11 protein-coding genes and 1 pseudogene are annotated in these 15,882 nt (G+C 70.8%); 9 read left to right on the forward strand and 3 right to left on the reverse strand.

Translation table 11 applies throughout. The features are described 5' to 3' along the window. Positions 1-46: 46 nt before the first annotated feature. The gene (locus QQM72_RS30135) at positions 47-796 is read right to left on the reverse strand and encodes an esterase/lipase family protein (protein ID WP_314223984.1); all 750 of its coding nucleotides are present in this window, start codon (positions 794-796) and stop codon (positions 47-49) included. A 527-nt stretch (positions 797-1,323) separates the two neighbouring features. Then, positions 1,324-1,890: a TetR/AcrR family transcriptional regulator gene (locus tag QQM72_RS30140; RefSeq protein WP_314223985.1), complete on the reverse strand. Its 567-nt coding sequence runs from the start codon at positions 1,888-1,890 to the stop codon at positions 1,324-1,326. 260 nt (positions 1,891-2,150) lie between these two features. On the opposite strand from QQM72_RS30140, the gene QQM72_RS30145 reads away from it, so the two are divergent. The 3 genes and pseudogenes from QQM72_RS30145 (at position 2,151) to QQM72_RS30155 (ending at position 5,546) form a co-directional block, all read left to right on the forward strand. After that, on the forward strand, positions 2,151-2,945 hold the full coding sequence (locus QQM72_RS30145) for an SDR family NAD(P)-dependent oxidoreductase (protein ID WP_314223986.1): 795 nt from the start codon (positions 2,151-2,153) through the stop codon (positions 2,943-2,945). A gap of 610 nt (positions 2,946-3,555) precedes the next feature. Next, positions 3,556-4,989 (forward strand): amidase, encoded by a 1,434-nt coding sequence (locus QQM72_RS30150; protein ID WP_314223987.1) that lies wholly within the window; start codon positions 3,556-3,558, stop codon positions 4,987-4,989. A 69-nt stretch (positions 4,990-5,058) separates the two neighbouring features. Beyond that, positions 5,059-5,546, forward strand: a pseudogene (locus tag QQM72_RS30155) (GNAT family N-acetyltransferase). On the opposite strand, the gene QQM72_RS30160 reads toward QQM72_RS30155, so the two are convergent. Then, a complete protein-coding gene (locus tag QQM72_RS30160) occupies positions 5,512-6,339 on the reverse strand; it encodes an alpha/beta fold hydrolase (RefSeq protein WP_314223988.1) in 828 nt (275 codons plus the stop codon). The pseudogene QQM72_RS30155 and the gene QQM72_RS30160 overlap by 35 nt on opposite strands. 553 nt (positions 6,340-6,892) lie before the next feature. Here QQM72_RS30160 and QQM72_RS30165 point away from each other — a divergent pair. From QQM72_RS30165 to QQM72_RS30190, 6 genes are all read left to right on the forward strand, one after another. Further along, positions 6,893-7,927 carry a LacI family DNA-binding transcriptional regulator gene (locus tag QQM72_RS30165; protein WP_314223989.1) on the forward strand — a complete coding sequence of 345 codons (1,035 nt, stop codon included), beginning with the start codon at positions 6,893-6,895 and terminating at the stop codon, positions 7,925-7,927. 575 nt (positions 7,928-8,502) lie between these two features. Next, on the forward strand, positions 8,503-9,597 hold the full coding sequence (locus QQM72_RS30170) for an ABC transporter substrate-binding protein (RefSeq protein ID WP_314223990.1): 1,095 nt from the start codon (positions 8,503-8,505) through the stop codon (positions 9,595-9,597). 127 nt (positions 9,598-9,724) lie between these two features. After that, positions 9,725-11,284: a sugar ABC transporter ATP-binding protein gene (locus tag QQM72_RS30175; protein WP_314223991.1), complete on the forward strand. Its 1,560-nt coding sequence runs from the start codon at positions 9,725-9,727 to the stop codon at positions 11,282-11,284. Then, positions 11,277-12,239, forward strand: a complete 963-nt coding sequence (locus QQM72_RS30180) for an ABC transporter permease (protein ID WP_314223992.1) — start codon at positions 11,277-11,279, stop codon at positions 12,237-12,239. The genes QQM72_RS30175 and QQM72_RS30180 overlap by 8 nt, the downstream gene beginning before the upstream one ends. Continuing rightward, positions 12,236-13,270, forward strand: coding sequence for an ABC transporter permease subunit (locus QQM72_RS30185; protein ID WP_399079158.1), 1,035 nt, complete (start codon positions 12,236-12,238; stop codon positions 13,268-13,270). The genes QQM72_RS30180 and QQM72_RS30185 overlap by 4 nt, the downstream gene beginning before the upstream one ends. Positions 13,271-13,397: 127 nt before the next feature. Continuing rightward, positions 13,398-15,803 (forward strand): AbfB domain-containing protein, encoded by a 2,406-nt coding sequence (locus QQM72_RS30190; RefSeq protein ID WP_314223994.1) that lies wholly within the window; start codon positions 13,398-13,400, stop codon positions 15,801-15,803. Positions 15,804-15,882: the final 79 nt, after the last annotated feature.

Consider the following 15,882-nt stretch of genomic DNA (forward strand, 5'->3'; position numbering starts at 1 on the left):
GGTCGCGCTGAGCGCCGGTCGACGCCAGGGCTGCTCGCGCGCTCGGTCAGGAGGCGATGAAGTCCGCGATCTGGCCGAGGACGACCGTGTCCGTCAGGTAGCCGATGTGGGTCTGGCAGAGCACGTTGTTGTTCGTCGCGCCGTCCAGCCGGGTGCTGGTGTACGGGATGATGATGCCGTCGCACGCCGAGTACCAGGTGGCGTACCGGGTGGTGCCCGGCGTTTCGTCGCCCGCGGTGATCTGGGCGATGAACGACGAGCCCGGGTACATCTGCTGACAGGTCGTGTAGACGAGGCAGGCGCCGGCGTAGGTGGTTCCGTGGTTCGCCCCGGCGATCGAGGCGAGGTGGCTGACGCTGGTGTTGCCGCCCAGGACCTTCAGGTAGTACTGGCTGACGAGGCCGCCCATCGAGTGGTTGACGATGGCGACCTTGCTCGCGCCGGTCCGCGCCTTCACGGTGTTGACGAAGGTCGCGAGCCCCTGGGCGTTGGTGATGTTGTTGCCGTAGGAGTTGTACTCGTAGGCGAACAGGTTGGAGCTGGACCAGCCGTTGAGCCGGAAGACGCTCATGGCTGTGGTCCAGTTGGACGCGCTGCCGGTGTAGCCGTGGACGAAGACGACCGGTGTGCTCGTCGACAACGGCTGGGCGGCCGCGTCGGCCGACCGGGCGGTGGAAGCGACCGACGCGGCGGCCGTGGGGGTGGCGCCTGCCGTCGGCGCTGCGGAGAACAGGGTGAACGCGAGGGTGGCGGTCGCGAGAACACCGAGGATCCGGCGCGGGGCATGACGACGCATGGAGCCCTCCTGACGAGGATGCGGGTGGCTGGACCTGACCAGCGTCGTGGCGCCGAGCGGGGCGGCAATCGGCGAAATCACCGGCGTCTCGGTGTCGCCGGGCGTCCCGGCTCGTGGAGCTCTTCGTGCTGGTCGGCAGCCGGTCAGGTGGCGTCCTCCCGGGGCGGGCGACGCCGCGTCGGCGGTCGGGCTCGGCCTGAGGGCACGCCTGCCGTCCGCCCCTGGAGATCGTCTTCAAAGGTCGGATCCAGAGCAGGATCGAGGCGATGGTGACGGCGGCGTGAGCGGCGTGATGTGACTCGCGGGTCTTGTCGCAGGAAGTGGCCGGTCCGCGCCACCGCTTGAGGCCGCTGAAGCAGCGCTCGACGACGTTACGGTGGCGGTGGACGGATCGGTCGAAGCCGATGGCCTTGCTTCGGGGGGAGCGGGCGGCCGGCGGCGCTACCGCCACCGCGTACTGCTGGGATGTCGGAGATCGCCTCCTTACGTGGCGCCGGATCCCCGCCGCACAGCACCGCCGATCAGGGTCAAGGCCCGGATGGTGCGGTGAGGGCTTGGTGGGTCGACTCCAGGATCTTCTCCGACAGTTCTGTGCCCGCCGTGGCCCGGGCAAGCAGGATCGCGCCGACCAAGGTGGCCACCGTGGGAAGACCGTTGTTCGCGTCGGTAGCCAGCCACGAGGCGAATTCCTCGACTCCGGCCGCGTACGTTTCGCGCACCTCCCCGGCTGTGGGCTCGCGAGCCATGTCCCCTGCGAATCCCGCGGTGGGACAACCGGCGCCGGGCTGGTCACGATGCTCGGCCGACAGGTAGAAGTCGACGAGGGCGTCGCGCGCGGTGTCGTGATCGCCGTGGGCCGTGTCGAACGACGCCAGGAGTGCGGCGAGGTCCCCGAAAGCGGCTTGAGCCGCCTCGGCGATCAGGGCCTCCTTGGAGGGGAACTGCTTGTAGAAGCCGCCCGTGGTCAGCCCGATGGACTTCATCAGATCGGCGACGCTGATGCCGTTCACGCCGCGCTCCCGGAAGAGCTGGGAGGCCGCGGCGACCGCCCGCCTGCGGTTCTCGAGCGCTTGTGCCTGCGAAACGCGACTCATCACTCACCTGCCCACATTAGATAGTTAAGTGCATCTATCGTACGCGAAGTGTCGGCGCCGGCCGCGACACCCTTTTCCCGTGCGACCCCTTCTCGCGACCGCGAGGCGGAGGCCTGCGGATCCGCTTCGGCCTCCGGCCGCGGGTGGTGGCCGGCGGGATCGCGCGCCTTTGACCGGAGAGCTTTAGATAGCTATCGTAATCTAAAGCGGGCCGAGGCTTTGGCCCCTACTCATCCGCCAGCCCAGAAATGAGATCCCCCATGACCACCACGCAGAACAAGACCGCCGTAGTCACCGGTGCGTCAGCCGGCCTGGGTTCCGCCTACGCGCAGCGGCTTGCCGACCGGGGCTACGACCTGATCCTGGTGGCCCGGAACGCCGCGCGGCTGGAAGCGCTGGCGTCGGACATCCGCAGCCGCACCGGCCGTGTGGTGGACGTCGTCACCGCCGACCTCACCGATGCGGCGCAGCTCTCCGTGGTCGAGGAGCGTCTGCGGACCGACGAGAGCATCGAGGTACTGATCAACAACGCCGGCGGTGCGCTGCTCACGCCGCTGGCAGCCTCCGACGCGGCGGCCTACGAGGCGCTGGTCAACCTCAACGTGACAGCGCTGACCAGGCTGACCATCGCGGTCCTGCCGGGGCTGACGGCCCGCGGGAGCGGCACCGTCGTGAACATCTCCTCTGCCATGGCTCTCAACATCCTGCCCGTCAGCGCCGTCTACAGCGGCACCAAGAGCTACGTGCTGACGTTCACCCAGGCCCTGCAGCAGGAGCTCGCCGAGAGCCCCGTCAGGGTGCAGGCCGTGCTGCCGGGTGCCGTCCGCACGGACATCTGGGACGGCTCCGGTGTCGACCTCGCGACGTTTCCCGACGAGATCGTCATGAACGTGGACGACGCCGTCGACGCGGCGCTCGCCGGCCTCGACGCCGGGGAGCCCGTCACCATCCTGTCGCTGCCGGACATCAGCGACTGGGAGTCGTTCGAGAAGGCACGTCAGGCGCTCGTCCCGAACCTGTCGCTGCGGGTCCCGGCCGATCGCTACCGCGGCTGACCACCACTCCGACTCCCGTGCGGGAGTCCCTTTGTGACAACGGCACGGCCGCTGCCGCACAAGGCCGATGCGTCGTGCGGCGTGGGGAAGGACCGGCACGCTCGCCAGCTGTCCCTCGCCCACCCAGACAGCCGGGGCCCGGCACCGCAGTGGCGGCGGTCATGTGCGCGGCAAGCCCGTCCGCACCGTCGACCGCCACTGCGCGCGGCTGCCTTCCATGGTGCAAGGACCCGGGTCCGTCAGGCCACTCACCGCGTACACGCTACTCGCGGCAACCCGCCACCCCGCAGCTCTCTCTCCCTTCATTTGAGGAAACACCCATGTCGAACGCCCTGTGGAACCCGACGACCGCCGGGGCGATCTTCCTGCCGCACCGGCTTGCGATGGCCCCCATGACGCGCAACCGGTCCACCCGAAGCCGCTCCGTCCATCCACATCGGAGAAGCCCGTGTCCTACTCGGACGTCGAACCCCGAAGGTCCACCGCCGACTTGCACCGGCTCGACGGTGCGTCAACCACCCGCTCGGGCTGCTCGTTCTCCACGGCGGTCTCCGTCATCTGACGCTTCTCGTTGATCGCCGGACCCGCCGTCGACCGGACACCCCCGCCGATGCGGCCCCGTCGCCCGCTTCCGCCGCTCGCGGACCGGCGTCGTTCAGTCCACCGTGTAGCAACCGAACTGGTGCGCTCCTGCCTGGAACGCATCGAGGAGACCAACCCCCGACTGAACGCGCTGGTCGGCCTGCGGCCCGAGGAAGCGCTGGAGGAGGCCCGCCGGGCGGACCAACGGACCGCCTCGGGCGCCGAGCTGGGCCCCCTGCACGGCGTGCCCGTCTCCATCAAGATCAACACCGAGCAGCGGGGCCACGCCACCAGCAACGGGATCCCCGCCCTGGCCCACCGCCCCGCCGATGGCGACGCCGCCTGCGTCACCGCTCTGCGCACCGCCGGCGCCGTACCGCTCGGCCGGAGCAACGCGCCCGCCTTCTCCCTGCGCTGGTTCTCCACCAACGAACTGCACGGGCGCACGCTCAATCCCTGGGACGCCGGACGCACCCCCGGCGGGTCCAGCGGCGGAGCCGCCGCGAGCCTGGCCGCGGGGATGACGCCGCTGGCCCAGGGCAACGACATCGGCGGTTCCATCCGCTTCCCGGCCGCCTGCTGCGGCGTCGTCGGGGTGCGCCCCACCGTCGGCCGGATCTCCGACTGGGCCCCGCCCGCCTACGCCGACACCCCTGCGGGGCCGGTCCAGCTCGACTTCCCGCCCACCGTGCACTCCTGCGCGGTGCAGGGTCCCCTGGCCCGCACCGTGGCGGACGCGCGGCTCGCCCTGCACGCCATGACCACACCGGACCTGCGCGACTGCGCCGGCGTCCCCGCCGTTCCCCCGCGGACCCGCCCCGCAGGTCCCGCACGGGTACTGCTCGTTCGCGGCAACGGCACGGTCAAGAACCACCCGGCCGTCGACCGCGCGCTCGACCGGGCGGCCGCGCACCTCGCGGACGCCGGCCACGCGGTCGAGGAGGTGGCCGAACTGCCCCTGCTGGCCGAGGCCGCGCGGCTGTGGGCGCTGCTGATCACCGAGGACATCCGTCCGATGCTGGCCGTGGTCCACCAGCTAGGCGGGGACGCCATCCGCACCGCGTTGGAAGGCCACTTCGCGGCCGCCGCCGAACTGTGGGGCGAGCGGCCCGATCTCGAGACCTACATCAACGGATGGGGGAGGCGGGCGACGCTCGTCACCCGGCTCCAGGAACTCCTGGGCGGCGACCGGATCCTGCTCACCCCGGTGTGCGCCGAACCCCCCTTCGAGCAGGACGCCGACATCACGGATCGGGACCGCGCGATGCAGCTGTTCCCCGCCATGTGGCCGATGACCGCCGTGCCCGTCCTCGGCTTCCCCGCCGTCACCGTGCCGGTTCATGTGGAGGGCGGCCTGCCGTTCGGCGTGCAGCTGATCGGCGGCCGCTTCGAGGAGGACCTCGTCCTCGACGCCGCACAGACCGTCGAGGACCGGTCCGAGGTGCCACCGCTCTGGGGCTGACGGCGGGGCGTGCCGACAGCCCGGCTCCTGGACCGACCCGCAGGGGCGAGCCGAGCCTGCGGGAGCTCCGTGACCGATTGCAGAGGCGAGACGACACCCCGGCTCGGCGGCCCGCTCGACACCCGGTACCGGGGCGATCGCGACCTCCGGTCGCTGCACCTTCCGGCACTGGTGCAGGAGTTCGGTTCCACCTGCCTGGCCGTCCGGGCCGAGGGAGGAATCCGTGGGTACGTCTTCGGGTTCGTGACGCCGGAAGGCACCGGGTACGCGCATCCGATCGCCACGCGGGACGACGCCCGTGGCACGGGTCTCGGGCGCCGTCCCGCGTGGCGTTCGCCGAAGCGGCGCACCGTCAGGGCGCACGGCGCCTGAAACGGGTCAGGTCGGTCGCGAACACCGGCTCGATCGCGTTCCACCGCGGTCTCGGCTTCGGGGTGAAGATCGTCGACGACTACGACGGACCGGGCCGGACCATGGCCGTCTTCGACCGGGAGCCGGTCCTGCCCGCCCTGGTGCCGTGGCTCAGCCGCGGGCGAATTCGAGGAGGTCCTCGTTGAACTTCTCGGCGTACTTCGCAACCATGGCCAATCCGTGGGGCGCACCGGAATAGACCTTGTACACCGCGTCCTTGACCAGCTTCGAGCTCTTGTCGCCCGAAGCGACGATGGGAACGATCTGGTCGTCGTCCCCGTGCACGATCAGTGTCGGGACGTCGATCTTCCTGAGGTCCTCGGTGAGGTCCGTCTCGGAGAACGCCTTGATGCAGTCGTAGGCGCCCTTGACGCCCACCGTCATTCCCCACAGCCAGAACTCGTCGCGCGTGCCCTGGGTGACGGTCGAATCGTCGCGGTTGGCGCCGTAGAAGGGCGCGCTGAGGTCCTTGTAGAACTGGGAGCGGTCCGTTGCCACGCCCGCACGGATCTCGTCGAAGACCTCGATCGGCAGCCCCTCCGGATTCGCGTCCGTCTTCAGCATCAGAGGAGGGATGGCGCCGACCAGGACGGCCTTGGCGACCCGGCTCGAACCGTGTCGCCCGATGTAACGGGTCACTTCACCGCCGCCGGTGGAGTGACCGACCAGAATGACGTCGTGCAGGTCGAGTTCTTCGATGACCGCGGCGAGATCGTCGGCGTAGGTGTCGAGGTTGTTGCCGTCCCAGCTCTGTCCTGAACGGCCGCCGCCTCTGCGGTCGTGGGCGACGGCCCGGAATCCGTTGTCCGCCATCAGCTTCAGTTGTGGATCCCAGGCGTCCGCGGTGAGCGGCCAGCCGTGGGAGAACACGACCGGTTGTCCCGTGCCCCAGTCCTTGAAGAAGATGCTGGTGCCGTCCTTGGCGGTAGCGAAGGGCATGAATTTTCCCTCTCGTGCCGTTCCAGAACTCCGCACTGGGCGGGTTCGATGCTCGAATCGGGTGGTCGAAAACCGTGCCGCGCCCCTCAGGGGAACGCACGCGGTGGACGGGCCAGGTCGGCGGCGAAGGGCGACCGTAGGAGCACGTCTTCGGGGAAACTGTAGTCGAGGGGCCGGTGCGCGGCGCGTCGGCCGTGCGGCCGGATCACGACACCGGACGGGGGCGCCGACGGGCTGACCGGCAGACTTCGGCGGCGCCCGGTGGCCGTCACGGCCGTAGACCGGTGACCGTTCACGGACGACACTTCTCCCGAGCCGTTCACGGACGACGCTCCTCCCGGTTGCGTCGCGGTCCCCGGATTTCGTGGCCAAGCCCGCCGGACGGGCGCTCGCACCCCGTGCGACGGCCGTCCGTCACCCGCCTTGTCAGTGTGGCGAGGACGCCTGTATAACGTTGTAAAAGTCCCGTATGGGGGCTCGGCGCTCGCCCACGGTGACGACCCCGTAGCCGCACCGGCCATCATCTTGTCGGGACGCTGCGAAAGGGAATGCCGTGCGGGTCAGCCTCAAGGACGTCGCCGCGCACGCGGGGGTCTCCATCAAGACCGTCTCCAACGTGGTGAACAACTACCAGCACGTCACGCCCGCCATGCGCGAGCGCGTCCAGCGGTCCATCGACGTGCTCGGCTACCGGCCCAACCTGGCCGCCCGGCACCTGCGCAAAGGGCGTACGGGCATCATCGCGCTCGCCCTGCCCGAACTCGGCAACCCCTATTTCGCCGAGCTGGCGGCCGCCGTCATCGACGCCGCCGCCGCACACGACTACATCGTGCTCCTCGACCACACCGGGGGGCACCGCGAGCAGGAGATCCTGGTCAGCCAGGGCTTCCGGGCGCGGGTCATCGACGGCCTCATCCTCAGCCCGATCGAGCTCGAGACCGAGGACCTGCGCGACCGGGCGGAGAACGTACCGCTGGTGCTGCTCGGCGAACGCGACTACGACCTGCCCTACGACCACATCGCCATCGACAACGTCGCCGCCGCCCGCGCCGCCGTCCGGCATCTGAACGGGCTCGGACGGCGGGAGGTGGCTTTCATCGGCGCCCGGCGCGGTCGCAGTGAGCCCGCGCAACTGCGGGTGCGCGGCTGGCGCGAGGAACTGACCGCGGCCGGCCTCCCGGCCGACGACGGGCTCGTCGCCGCCACCGACGGGTGGGGCCACGCGGACGGAGCGGCCGCCATGAACCGCATCCTGGAATCCGGACGGCGCCCCGACGCGGTTTTCGCCTACAACGATCCGATGGCCATCGGCGCGATGCGCGTCCTGCACGAACGGGGACTGCGCGTCCCCGAGGACATCGCCGTGGTCGGCTTCGACGACGTGGTCGAGGGCCGCTTCGGCGCGGTGACCCTCACCTCGGTGTCGCCGGACAAGGAGGCCATCGGCCGCCTCGCGGTCGAGTCGGTGCTGGCACGGCTCGGCGGCAACGAGATGCCCGAGCCGCGCCGGGTCCGGGCGGACCATCGCCTCGTGGAGCGGGAGAGCACCCTGGGCCGGGCGGCGGCGAACGGCGGCGGATCCGGGTGACCCCCAGGGCGGTGCGCGTGCGAATCGCCTTCCGGCCGAGCTGCCGCAGGGCTGCGTGACGCGCGGGCCGTCTCGGTGCTCCGGTCAAGTGCGCGCCGAACGGCTCGTGTTGACCGGTCCGTCACGCGATTTCTGACGTCCGGAGTCGAGCGCCTCGCCAAGTCCACTGCGCGGAACGGGCGTTGCTCTTTGCGTGTGCGGTGGTGAGCGATGTGGTCCCGGGCGGCGCGTCCGCGCGCGTGTGCCGGTCGTTCGACGGGGTCGCCGAGGCACCCGAAATCCCCGGCCGTGACGCGTCCCCCTCCGTCGCGGATGAGGGCGCAGCGGCAGGTGGTGTCGGCCGCCCCGCTCACGGTGAGCCCGGCACAGTGCGTGCACAGGGGGTTTACAGCACTCTTCCAACGATGTAAAAACCTCTGTGCGGCGGGTCGAACGACCTTTCCCGCCAGGGGAGAAGCACTTTTCTCGGCACGGCTACTGCTCGGCTACGGCACGACCTTGCTCGACCTTGTTCGACCTCTGCTCGTTCACCACCTCCCCAGTGTTCTTTCCGCGTCGCCCGGATCGGGGTCACCATGCAGCGCACCACTCACCGTCGTCGTCTTCTCGCCCGTCCCGTGGTCGTCTCCCTGGCCGCGGCGGTGGTGTTGACCGCCACCTCCTGCGCGAAGTCGGAGGACGACACGTCGAGCGACACCAAGTCCTCGGCCGCCGCCGACGCCGCACAGAAGGTCGCCTCGCCCGCGGCGGGCGGCAAGACCTGCACCGTCGACGCGTACGGCGGTGCGAAGTCGGACCTCGAGAACGCCACCGTCGGCTTCTCCCAGTCGGAGAAGGAGGCCAACCCGTTCCGTATCGCCGAGACGCAGTCCATCAAGGACGAGGCGAAGAAGCGGGGCGTCAAACTGCTGACGGCCAACGCCCAGTCGCAGTTCTCCAAGCAGATCAGCGACGTCCAGGATTTGTTGGCGAAGGGCGCCGACCTGCTGGTCATCGCCCCGCTCAACTCCGACGGCTGGGACCCGGTGCTCCAGGCCGCCGCGGCCAAGAAGGTCCCCATCGTCACGATCGACCGCAAGATCAACGCCACGGCCTGCAAGGACTACGTCTCGTTCATCGCCTCCGACTTCGTCGAGCAGGGCCGGCGCGCCGCCGACCAGATGATCGAGGCGACCGGCGGCAAGGGCGAGGTCGCGATCCTCCTCGGCGCGGCGGGCAACAACGTCACCACCGAGCGCACCAAGGGCTTCAAGGACCGGATCGCCGAGAAGGCGCCGGACCTGAAGGTGGTCTTCGAGCAGACCGGCGACTTCGCCCGCGAGAAGGGCCAGCAGGTCACCGAGCAGCTCATCCAGTCGAAGCCCGGCATCAAGGGGATCTACGCCGAGAACGACGAGATGGGTCTGGGCGCGGTGGCCGCGCTGAAGGGTGCGGGCAAGAAGGCGGGCGACGTCGAGATCGTCACCGTGGACGGCACCCGCAATGCCGTCCAGGGCATCGTGGACGGCTGGATCAGCGGTGTCGTCGAGTCCAACCCGCGCTTCGGACCGCTGGCCTTCCAGACGCTGGACACCTTCACCAAGGGCGAGAGCGTCGCGCAGGACATCGTCATCGAGGACGGCGCCTACACCACGGAAAACGCCAAGTCAGCCATCGGCAAGGCCTATTGATTGACCGTCAGTGACTCTCGGCGGGAGGGGCCCGCCCCGGCCGCCGCGGGCCCCTCCCGCTCTCCCTCGCTTCTTGCACCGCACCGCATCGCTCCACACCGCACCGCATCGCATCCTGGAGGCACAGGTGGCACCCCCCGCCGAAGTGCTCGCCGTCCGCGGACTGAGCAAGACCTTCCCCGGCGTCCGGGCCCTGGACGACGTGGACCTGACCCTGCACGCCGGTGAGGTCCACGCCCTGATCGGCGAGAACGGCGCCGGCAAGTCGACCCTCATCAAGCTGCTCACCGGCGTGTACCGGCCCGACGCGGGCGAGATCGTCTTCCAGGGCGGCAAGGTCTCCTTCGCCACCCCGCTGGAGGCCCAGAAGGCCGGGATCTCGACCATCTACCAAGAGGTCAACCTGATCCCGCTGCTCAGCGTGGCCCGCAACCTGTTCCTCGGCCGCGAGCCGCGCAACCGGTTCGGCGTGCTGGACATGGGCCGCATGAACCGCGAGGCCGAACAGACCCTGAGCACCTACGGGGTGCGGGTGGACGTCCGCAGGCCGCTGCGCACCCTCGGGGTCGGCGCCCAGCAGATGGTCGCCCTGGCCCGGGCGGTCGCCACCGAGGCGCGCGTCGTCGTCATGGACGAACCGACGTCCTGCCTCGAACCGCGTGAGGTCGAGACCCTGTTCTCGGTGATCCGGGGCCTGCGGGACGCGGGCATCGCGGTCGTCTACGTCAGCCACCGCCTGGACGAGCTGTACGCCGTGTGCAGCACCGTCACCGTGCTGCGCGACGGCCGGCGGGTGCACCGCGGCCGGCTCGCCGACCTCGACCGCCTCTCCCTGGTGTCGACGATGCTCGGCCGGGACCTGGGGGAGGTCCGCGAGGAGGGCCTCACCAAGTTCACCGGCGAGCACGGCGCCACCGAAGCCGAACCGGTGCTCACCGCCTCGGACCTGACGGTGCCGCACAAGCTGCACGGCGTCTCCCTCGGCATCCGCCCCGGCGAGGTCGTCGGCCTCGGCGGACTGCTCGGCTCGGGACGCACCGAGACCGCGAAGACCATCGCCGGCGCCCTGCCCGCACGCTCGGGCGGCGTCACGGTGGCCGGGGTGCCGCTGCGCGCCGGCTCGACCCCGGCGGCCATCCGCGCCGGGATCAGCCTGCTGCCCGAGGACCGCAAGAGCGAGGGCATCGTCCCCGGCCTGTCGGTGCGGGAGAACATCGCGCTGGCCGCGCTGCCCCGGCTCTCCCGCTTCGGCCTGGTCTCCGAGGCCCGCGTCGACAGCGTCGTCGACACCTTCATCGAACGGCTGCGCATCAAGGCCTCCTCACCGCACCAGAAGGTGGGCGAACTGTCCGGCGGCAACCAGCAGAAGGTGCTGCTCGCCCGATGGCTCGCGATGAACCCCAAGGTGCTGCTGCTCGACGAGCCCACCCGCGGCATCGACGTCGGCGCCAAGGCCGAGGTGCAGAAGCTCGTCGACGAACTGGCCGCCGACGGCCTGGGTGTCCTGCTCATCTCCTCCGACCTGGAGGAACTCATCGAAGGGTCCGACCGCGTGGTCGTACTGAAGGACGGCGCCGTCGTCGGCGAGCTGACCGGCGACGACGTCACGGAGGACAAGCTCATGCGGACCATCGCCGGGAACGACCCCGCGCGGGACGCGGGCAAGGAGGCGGCCGTCGATGGCTGAAGCCGCCCTGCGCACCGCCCCGCTGGACAGGACCCGCCTCGTTCGGTGGCTCCAGAGCTACGGCGTCCACGCCGGTGTGGCGGCGCTGCTCGTCGTCAACACCGTCATCACCCCTCACTTCCTTACCACGGAGAACTTCCGCACCCAGGCCGTCCAGGTCGCCCCCGTCATCATCGTCGCCCTGGGCATGGCCCTGGTCATCGGCACCGAGGGCGTCGACCTGTCGGTGGGCGCCGTGATGGCACTGGCGGCCTCCGTGACCGCCCTCTACCTCGGCTACGGGCTGCTGCCCGCGCTGCTGGTGGTCGCGCTGTTCGCCGCGGGTGTCGGGCTGGCCAACGGCGCGCTGGTCGCGTTCGTCGGGGTGCAGCCGATCGTCGCCACGCTCGCGCTCATGGTCGGCGGTCGCGGACTCGCCCTGGTGCTGCTGCCGCAGCTCAAGGACCTGCGCAACCCCTCGCTGGCCTCCCTGGGCTCCGGCGACGTCCTCGGCGTCCCGTACCTGATCCTCATCGCCACGGCCCTGGCGCTGCTGGTGGCCTTCGTCGTGCGCCGCACCACCTTCGGACGCCAGCTCCTCGCGATCGGCGACAGCCGGCCCGCCGCCCAGCTCGCCGGCCTGCCCGTGCGACGGGTGCTGATCATCGTGTACGTCGTCTGCGCGCTCCTCGCGGCGGTCGCGGGCGTGCTGGCCACCGCCCGCCTCCAGGCCAGCGACCCCACCTCGCTGGGCAACCTGATGGAGCTGTCCGCGATCACCGCGGTCGTCGTCGGCGGGACCCCGCTGACCGGCGGCCGGGTCGACATCGGCGGCACCGTCGCGGGAGCCGTCCTCATCCAGCTCCTCACCGCCACCCTCATCAAGCACGATCTGCCGCCCTCCTGGACCCAGATCGCCCAGGCCATCGTGATCGTCGCCGCGGTCTACGCGGCGCGCGGACGGGGGAAGCGTTGACCACCACGAACACGGACGTACCCGTGACCACTGCCGGTACCGAACCGCCGCAGGACGCCCGTCCGGTGGGCTCCGCACGCGCCGAACGGCTGAGCGCCCTGGTCCAGCAGCACGGCGCACTGGCCGTCCTGCTGATCGTCTCCCTGGTGGCCTCGTTCTCCTTCGACTCCTTCGCCACCGGCGACAACATCAGCAACATGGTGACCGGTTCGGCCTTCCTGGCGATCGTCGCGCTGGGCATGACCTTCGTCATCATCACCGGCGGGATCGACCTGTCCGTCGGCTCCCTGTTCGCCCTCGGCGGCGTGCTGGCGGCCTGGGGGTCGCGCCACGGCACCCTGGTGGCCCTGGTGCTGCCGCTCGCCGTCTGCGGGCTGATCGGCGTCGTCAACGGCCTGCTGGTCGCCCGCTCCCGCCTCGCGCCCTTCATCGTCACGCTCGCCGCCATGCTCGGCGCGCGCGGCCTGATGCTGGCGCTCACCGACGAGGGGGCCGACACCTATCTGATCGGCAAGGGTTCCCTCCTCGCCGAGCTGGGCCAGGGCAGCACCCTCGGCCTCGCCAACCCGGTGTGGATCACGCTGGCCCTGTTCGTCGCCGGAGCCGTCGTCCTGCGCCGGACCCGGTTCGGGCAGCACGTCTACGCGGTCGGCGGCAACGAGGACGCCGCCGCCCTGATGGGCGCCCCGGTGGCCCGCACCAGGATTCTCGTCTACGCCCTGTCGGGACTGCTCGCCGGACTGGCGGGCGCCCTCAACGCCGCCTGGCTCGCCTCCGGCGTGACCATTGTGGGCAGCGGCATGGAGCTGGAGGCGATCTCCGCCGTCGTCATCGGCGGCACCCTGCTGACCGGTGGGCTCGGCTACGTCAGCGGCTCGCTGGTCGGGGTGCTGCTGCTGAAGGTGATCCAGAACGTCATCAACCAGATCGGCTCGCTCGACTCCTCTTACCAGCAGGTCGTCAGCGGCGCCTTCCTGGCGGTGGTCGTCGTCGCCCAGACCTGGCTGGGCCGCCGCCGACAGCTCATGTGACAGGACCCGGACCGGCCCCGGACGGCGGCGGCGCCCCGCCACCGGGTCCGGTGCCAGGCGGCCGGACCTCCCCCCGGCCGCCTTCCGCACGCGCACGTCTCCCCACCCCACGAGTCAAGGAGGCACGATGCGTCGAGTACCCGCAGGCCGAAGGCTGTTGGCCTGGACGTCACGACGAGCGCGGTGGGCCACCACCGCGCTCGCCGCGCTCACCCTGGTCGGCGGCACGGTACTGACCGCTGCCGCGGCCGCCCCCGCTGCCGCCCCCGCCCCCGCTGCCGCCCCCGCTCCCGTGGCCGCCGCCGCACAGGCGTGGACGCCCAAGCCGTCGCCGATGACCACCCCGTGGACGAACCAGGTCCCGACCGACACCCCCCTGCCCGAATATCCCCGCCCGCAGCTGACCCGCCCGGACTGGGCCAACCTCAACGGCATCTGGGACTTCGCGGTCACCCCGGCGGACGCCGGTCAGCCCGCCTCGTTCACCGAACAGATCCGCGTCCCGTTCGTCGCCGAGTCCGCGCTCTCCGGCATCCAGCGCAAGATCACCCAGAACGACAAACTCTGGTACAGGCGCACCTTCACGGTCCCGACGAACTGGAACGGCCGACGCGTCCAGCTCAACTTCGGCGCCGGCGACTGGCGCACCACCGTCTGGGTCAACGGCCGTCAGGCCGGCGCCGCCCACAGCGGCGGCTACGACGCCTTCTCCTACGACATCACCGACCTGCTGAACGGCGGCACCAACACCGTCGTCGTCTCCGTCTGGGACCCCACCCAGACCGGCTCCCAGGCGGTCGGCAAGCAGCGCGTCAACGACGTGGCCCCGCACGCCGGGGGCGGCATCTTCTACACCGCCGCGTCCGGTCTGTGGCAGACGGTGTGGCTGGAGCCGACCGCTCCCGCGTACGTCGGGCGCCTCGACCTGGTCCCGGACCCGGCGAACAGCCGCCTCAAGGCGACCGTCCGGGGCACCGGCACCAGTGGCCACCAGGTCCGCGTCACGGTCTCCACCGGCGGCACGACCGTGGGCACGGCCACCGGCGCCGTCGGCACCGAGTTCACCGTGCCCGTCCCGAACCCGCACCTGTGGAGCCCTGACGACCCGTTCCTCTACGACGTCAGGGCCGACCTGCTCTCCGGCACCACGACCGTCGACTCCGTCGGCAGCTACACCGGTATGCGCACCATCGGCCTCGCCAGTGTGGGGGGCATGCAACGCCCGGTCCTGAACGGGAGGTTCGTCTTCCAGACCGGCACCCTCGACCAGGGCTACTGGCCGGACGGCATCTACACCGCGCCCACCGACGCGGCCCTGAGGTACGACCTCCAGAAGCACAAGGACCTGGGCTTCAACATGGTCCGCAAGCACATCAAGGTCGAACCGCAGCGCTGGTTCTACTGGGCCGACCGGCTCGGCCTGCTGGTCTGGCAGGACATGCCGGCCATGGACCTGCGCACCCCCGACACCGCGGCGCGCGCCCAGTGGGAGGCCGAGTACGACCGCGTCATCGACCAGCACCGCAGCTCGCCGTCCCTGGTGATGTGGGTGGACCAGAACGAGGGCTGGGGCCAGTACGACCAGGCCCGCATCGCCGACAAGGTCAAGGCGTACGACCCGACGCGCCTGGTGAACAACATGAGCGGCGTGAACTGCTGCGGCTCGGTCGACGGCGGCAACGGCGACGTCGTCGACCATCACGTCTACGTCGGTCCCGGCACCACGGTGCCCAGCGCCACCCGTGCCGCCGTGCTCGGCGAGTTCGGCGGGCTCGGGTCCGAGGTGGCCGGACACGAGTGGTACCCCGGGGGTGGCTTCAGCTACGAGGACCAGCCCGACCTCGCGCACCTGGACAACCGGTTCGTCGGCCTGTTGGACGCGATCCGCGAAGTGCGCATGCCGCGCGGCCTGTCGGCGTCGGTGTACACCGAGATCACCGACGTCGAGAACGAGGCCAACGGCCTGCTCACCTACGACCGCCAGGTCGTCAAGGTCGACGAGGCCCGGGTCAGGGCCGCCAACAGGGCGCTCATCGACACGTCACAGGCCTCGACGACCCCGGTCACCCTGCCCGCCGGCCAGTACAGGTCCCTGCGGGTGACGACTCCCGGCTACACCGACCGCTACCTGCGCCACAGGGACGGCGCGGGCTTCACGGAGGTCGTCACCGCCGGCAGCGACTCGTTGCTGAAGAACGACGCCACCTGGAAGATCGTCCCCGGCCTGGCCGACAGCGGCTGCTACAGCTTCGAGTCGCGCAACTACCCCGGCCAGTACCTCCGCCATCGCGCGTACCGGGTCTACAAGGAGTCCGGCAGCACCGACCTGTTCCGCGCCGACGCCACCTTCTGCCCCGTCCGCGGCGCGAACGGCGCCGTGCGGCTGTCGGCGTACAACTTCCCCGAGCAGTACCTGCGGCACTACAACGCCGAGTTGTGGCTGGCCACGCCGGGCGGCACGCACACCTGGGACAACCCCGCCCTGTTCGCCGAGGACACGACGTGGTCGGTGGAGGCGCCCTGGGCGCCGTGACCCCGGCGCGGCCGCCGACGGCACCGGTCCCGGGGGCCGGGGGGGACCCTTCCCCGGCCCCCGGGGCCGGTCTGGGTGG

Origin of the sequence: Streptomyces zaehneri, from assembly GCF_032248645.1 — a bacterium.
Classification (GTDB): domain Bacteria; phylum Actinomycetota; class Actinomycetes; order Streptomycetales; family Streptomycetaceae; genus Streptomyces; species Streptomyces coriariae.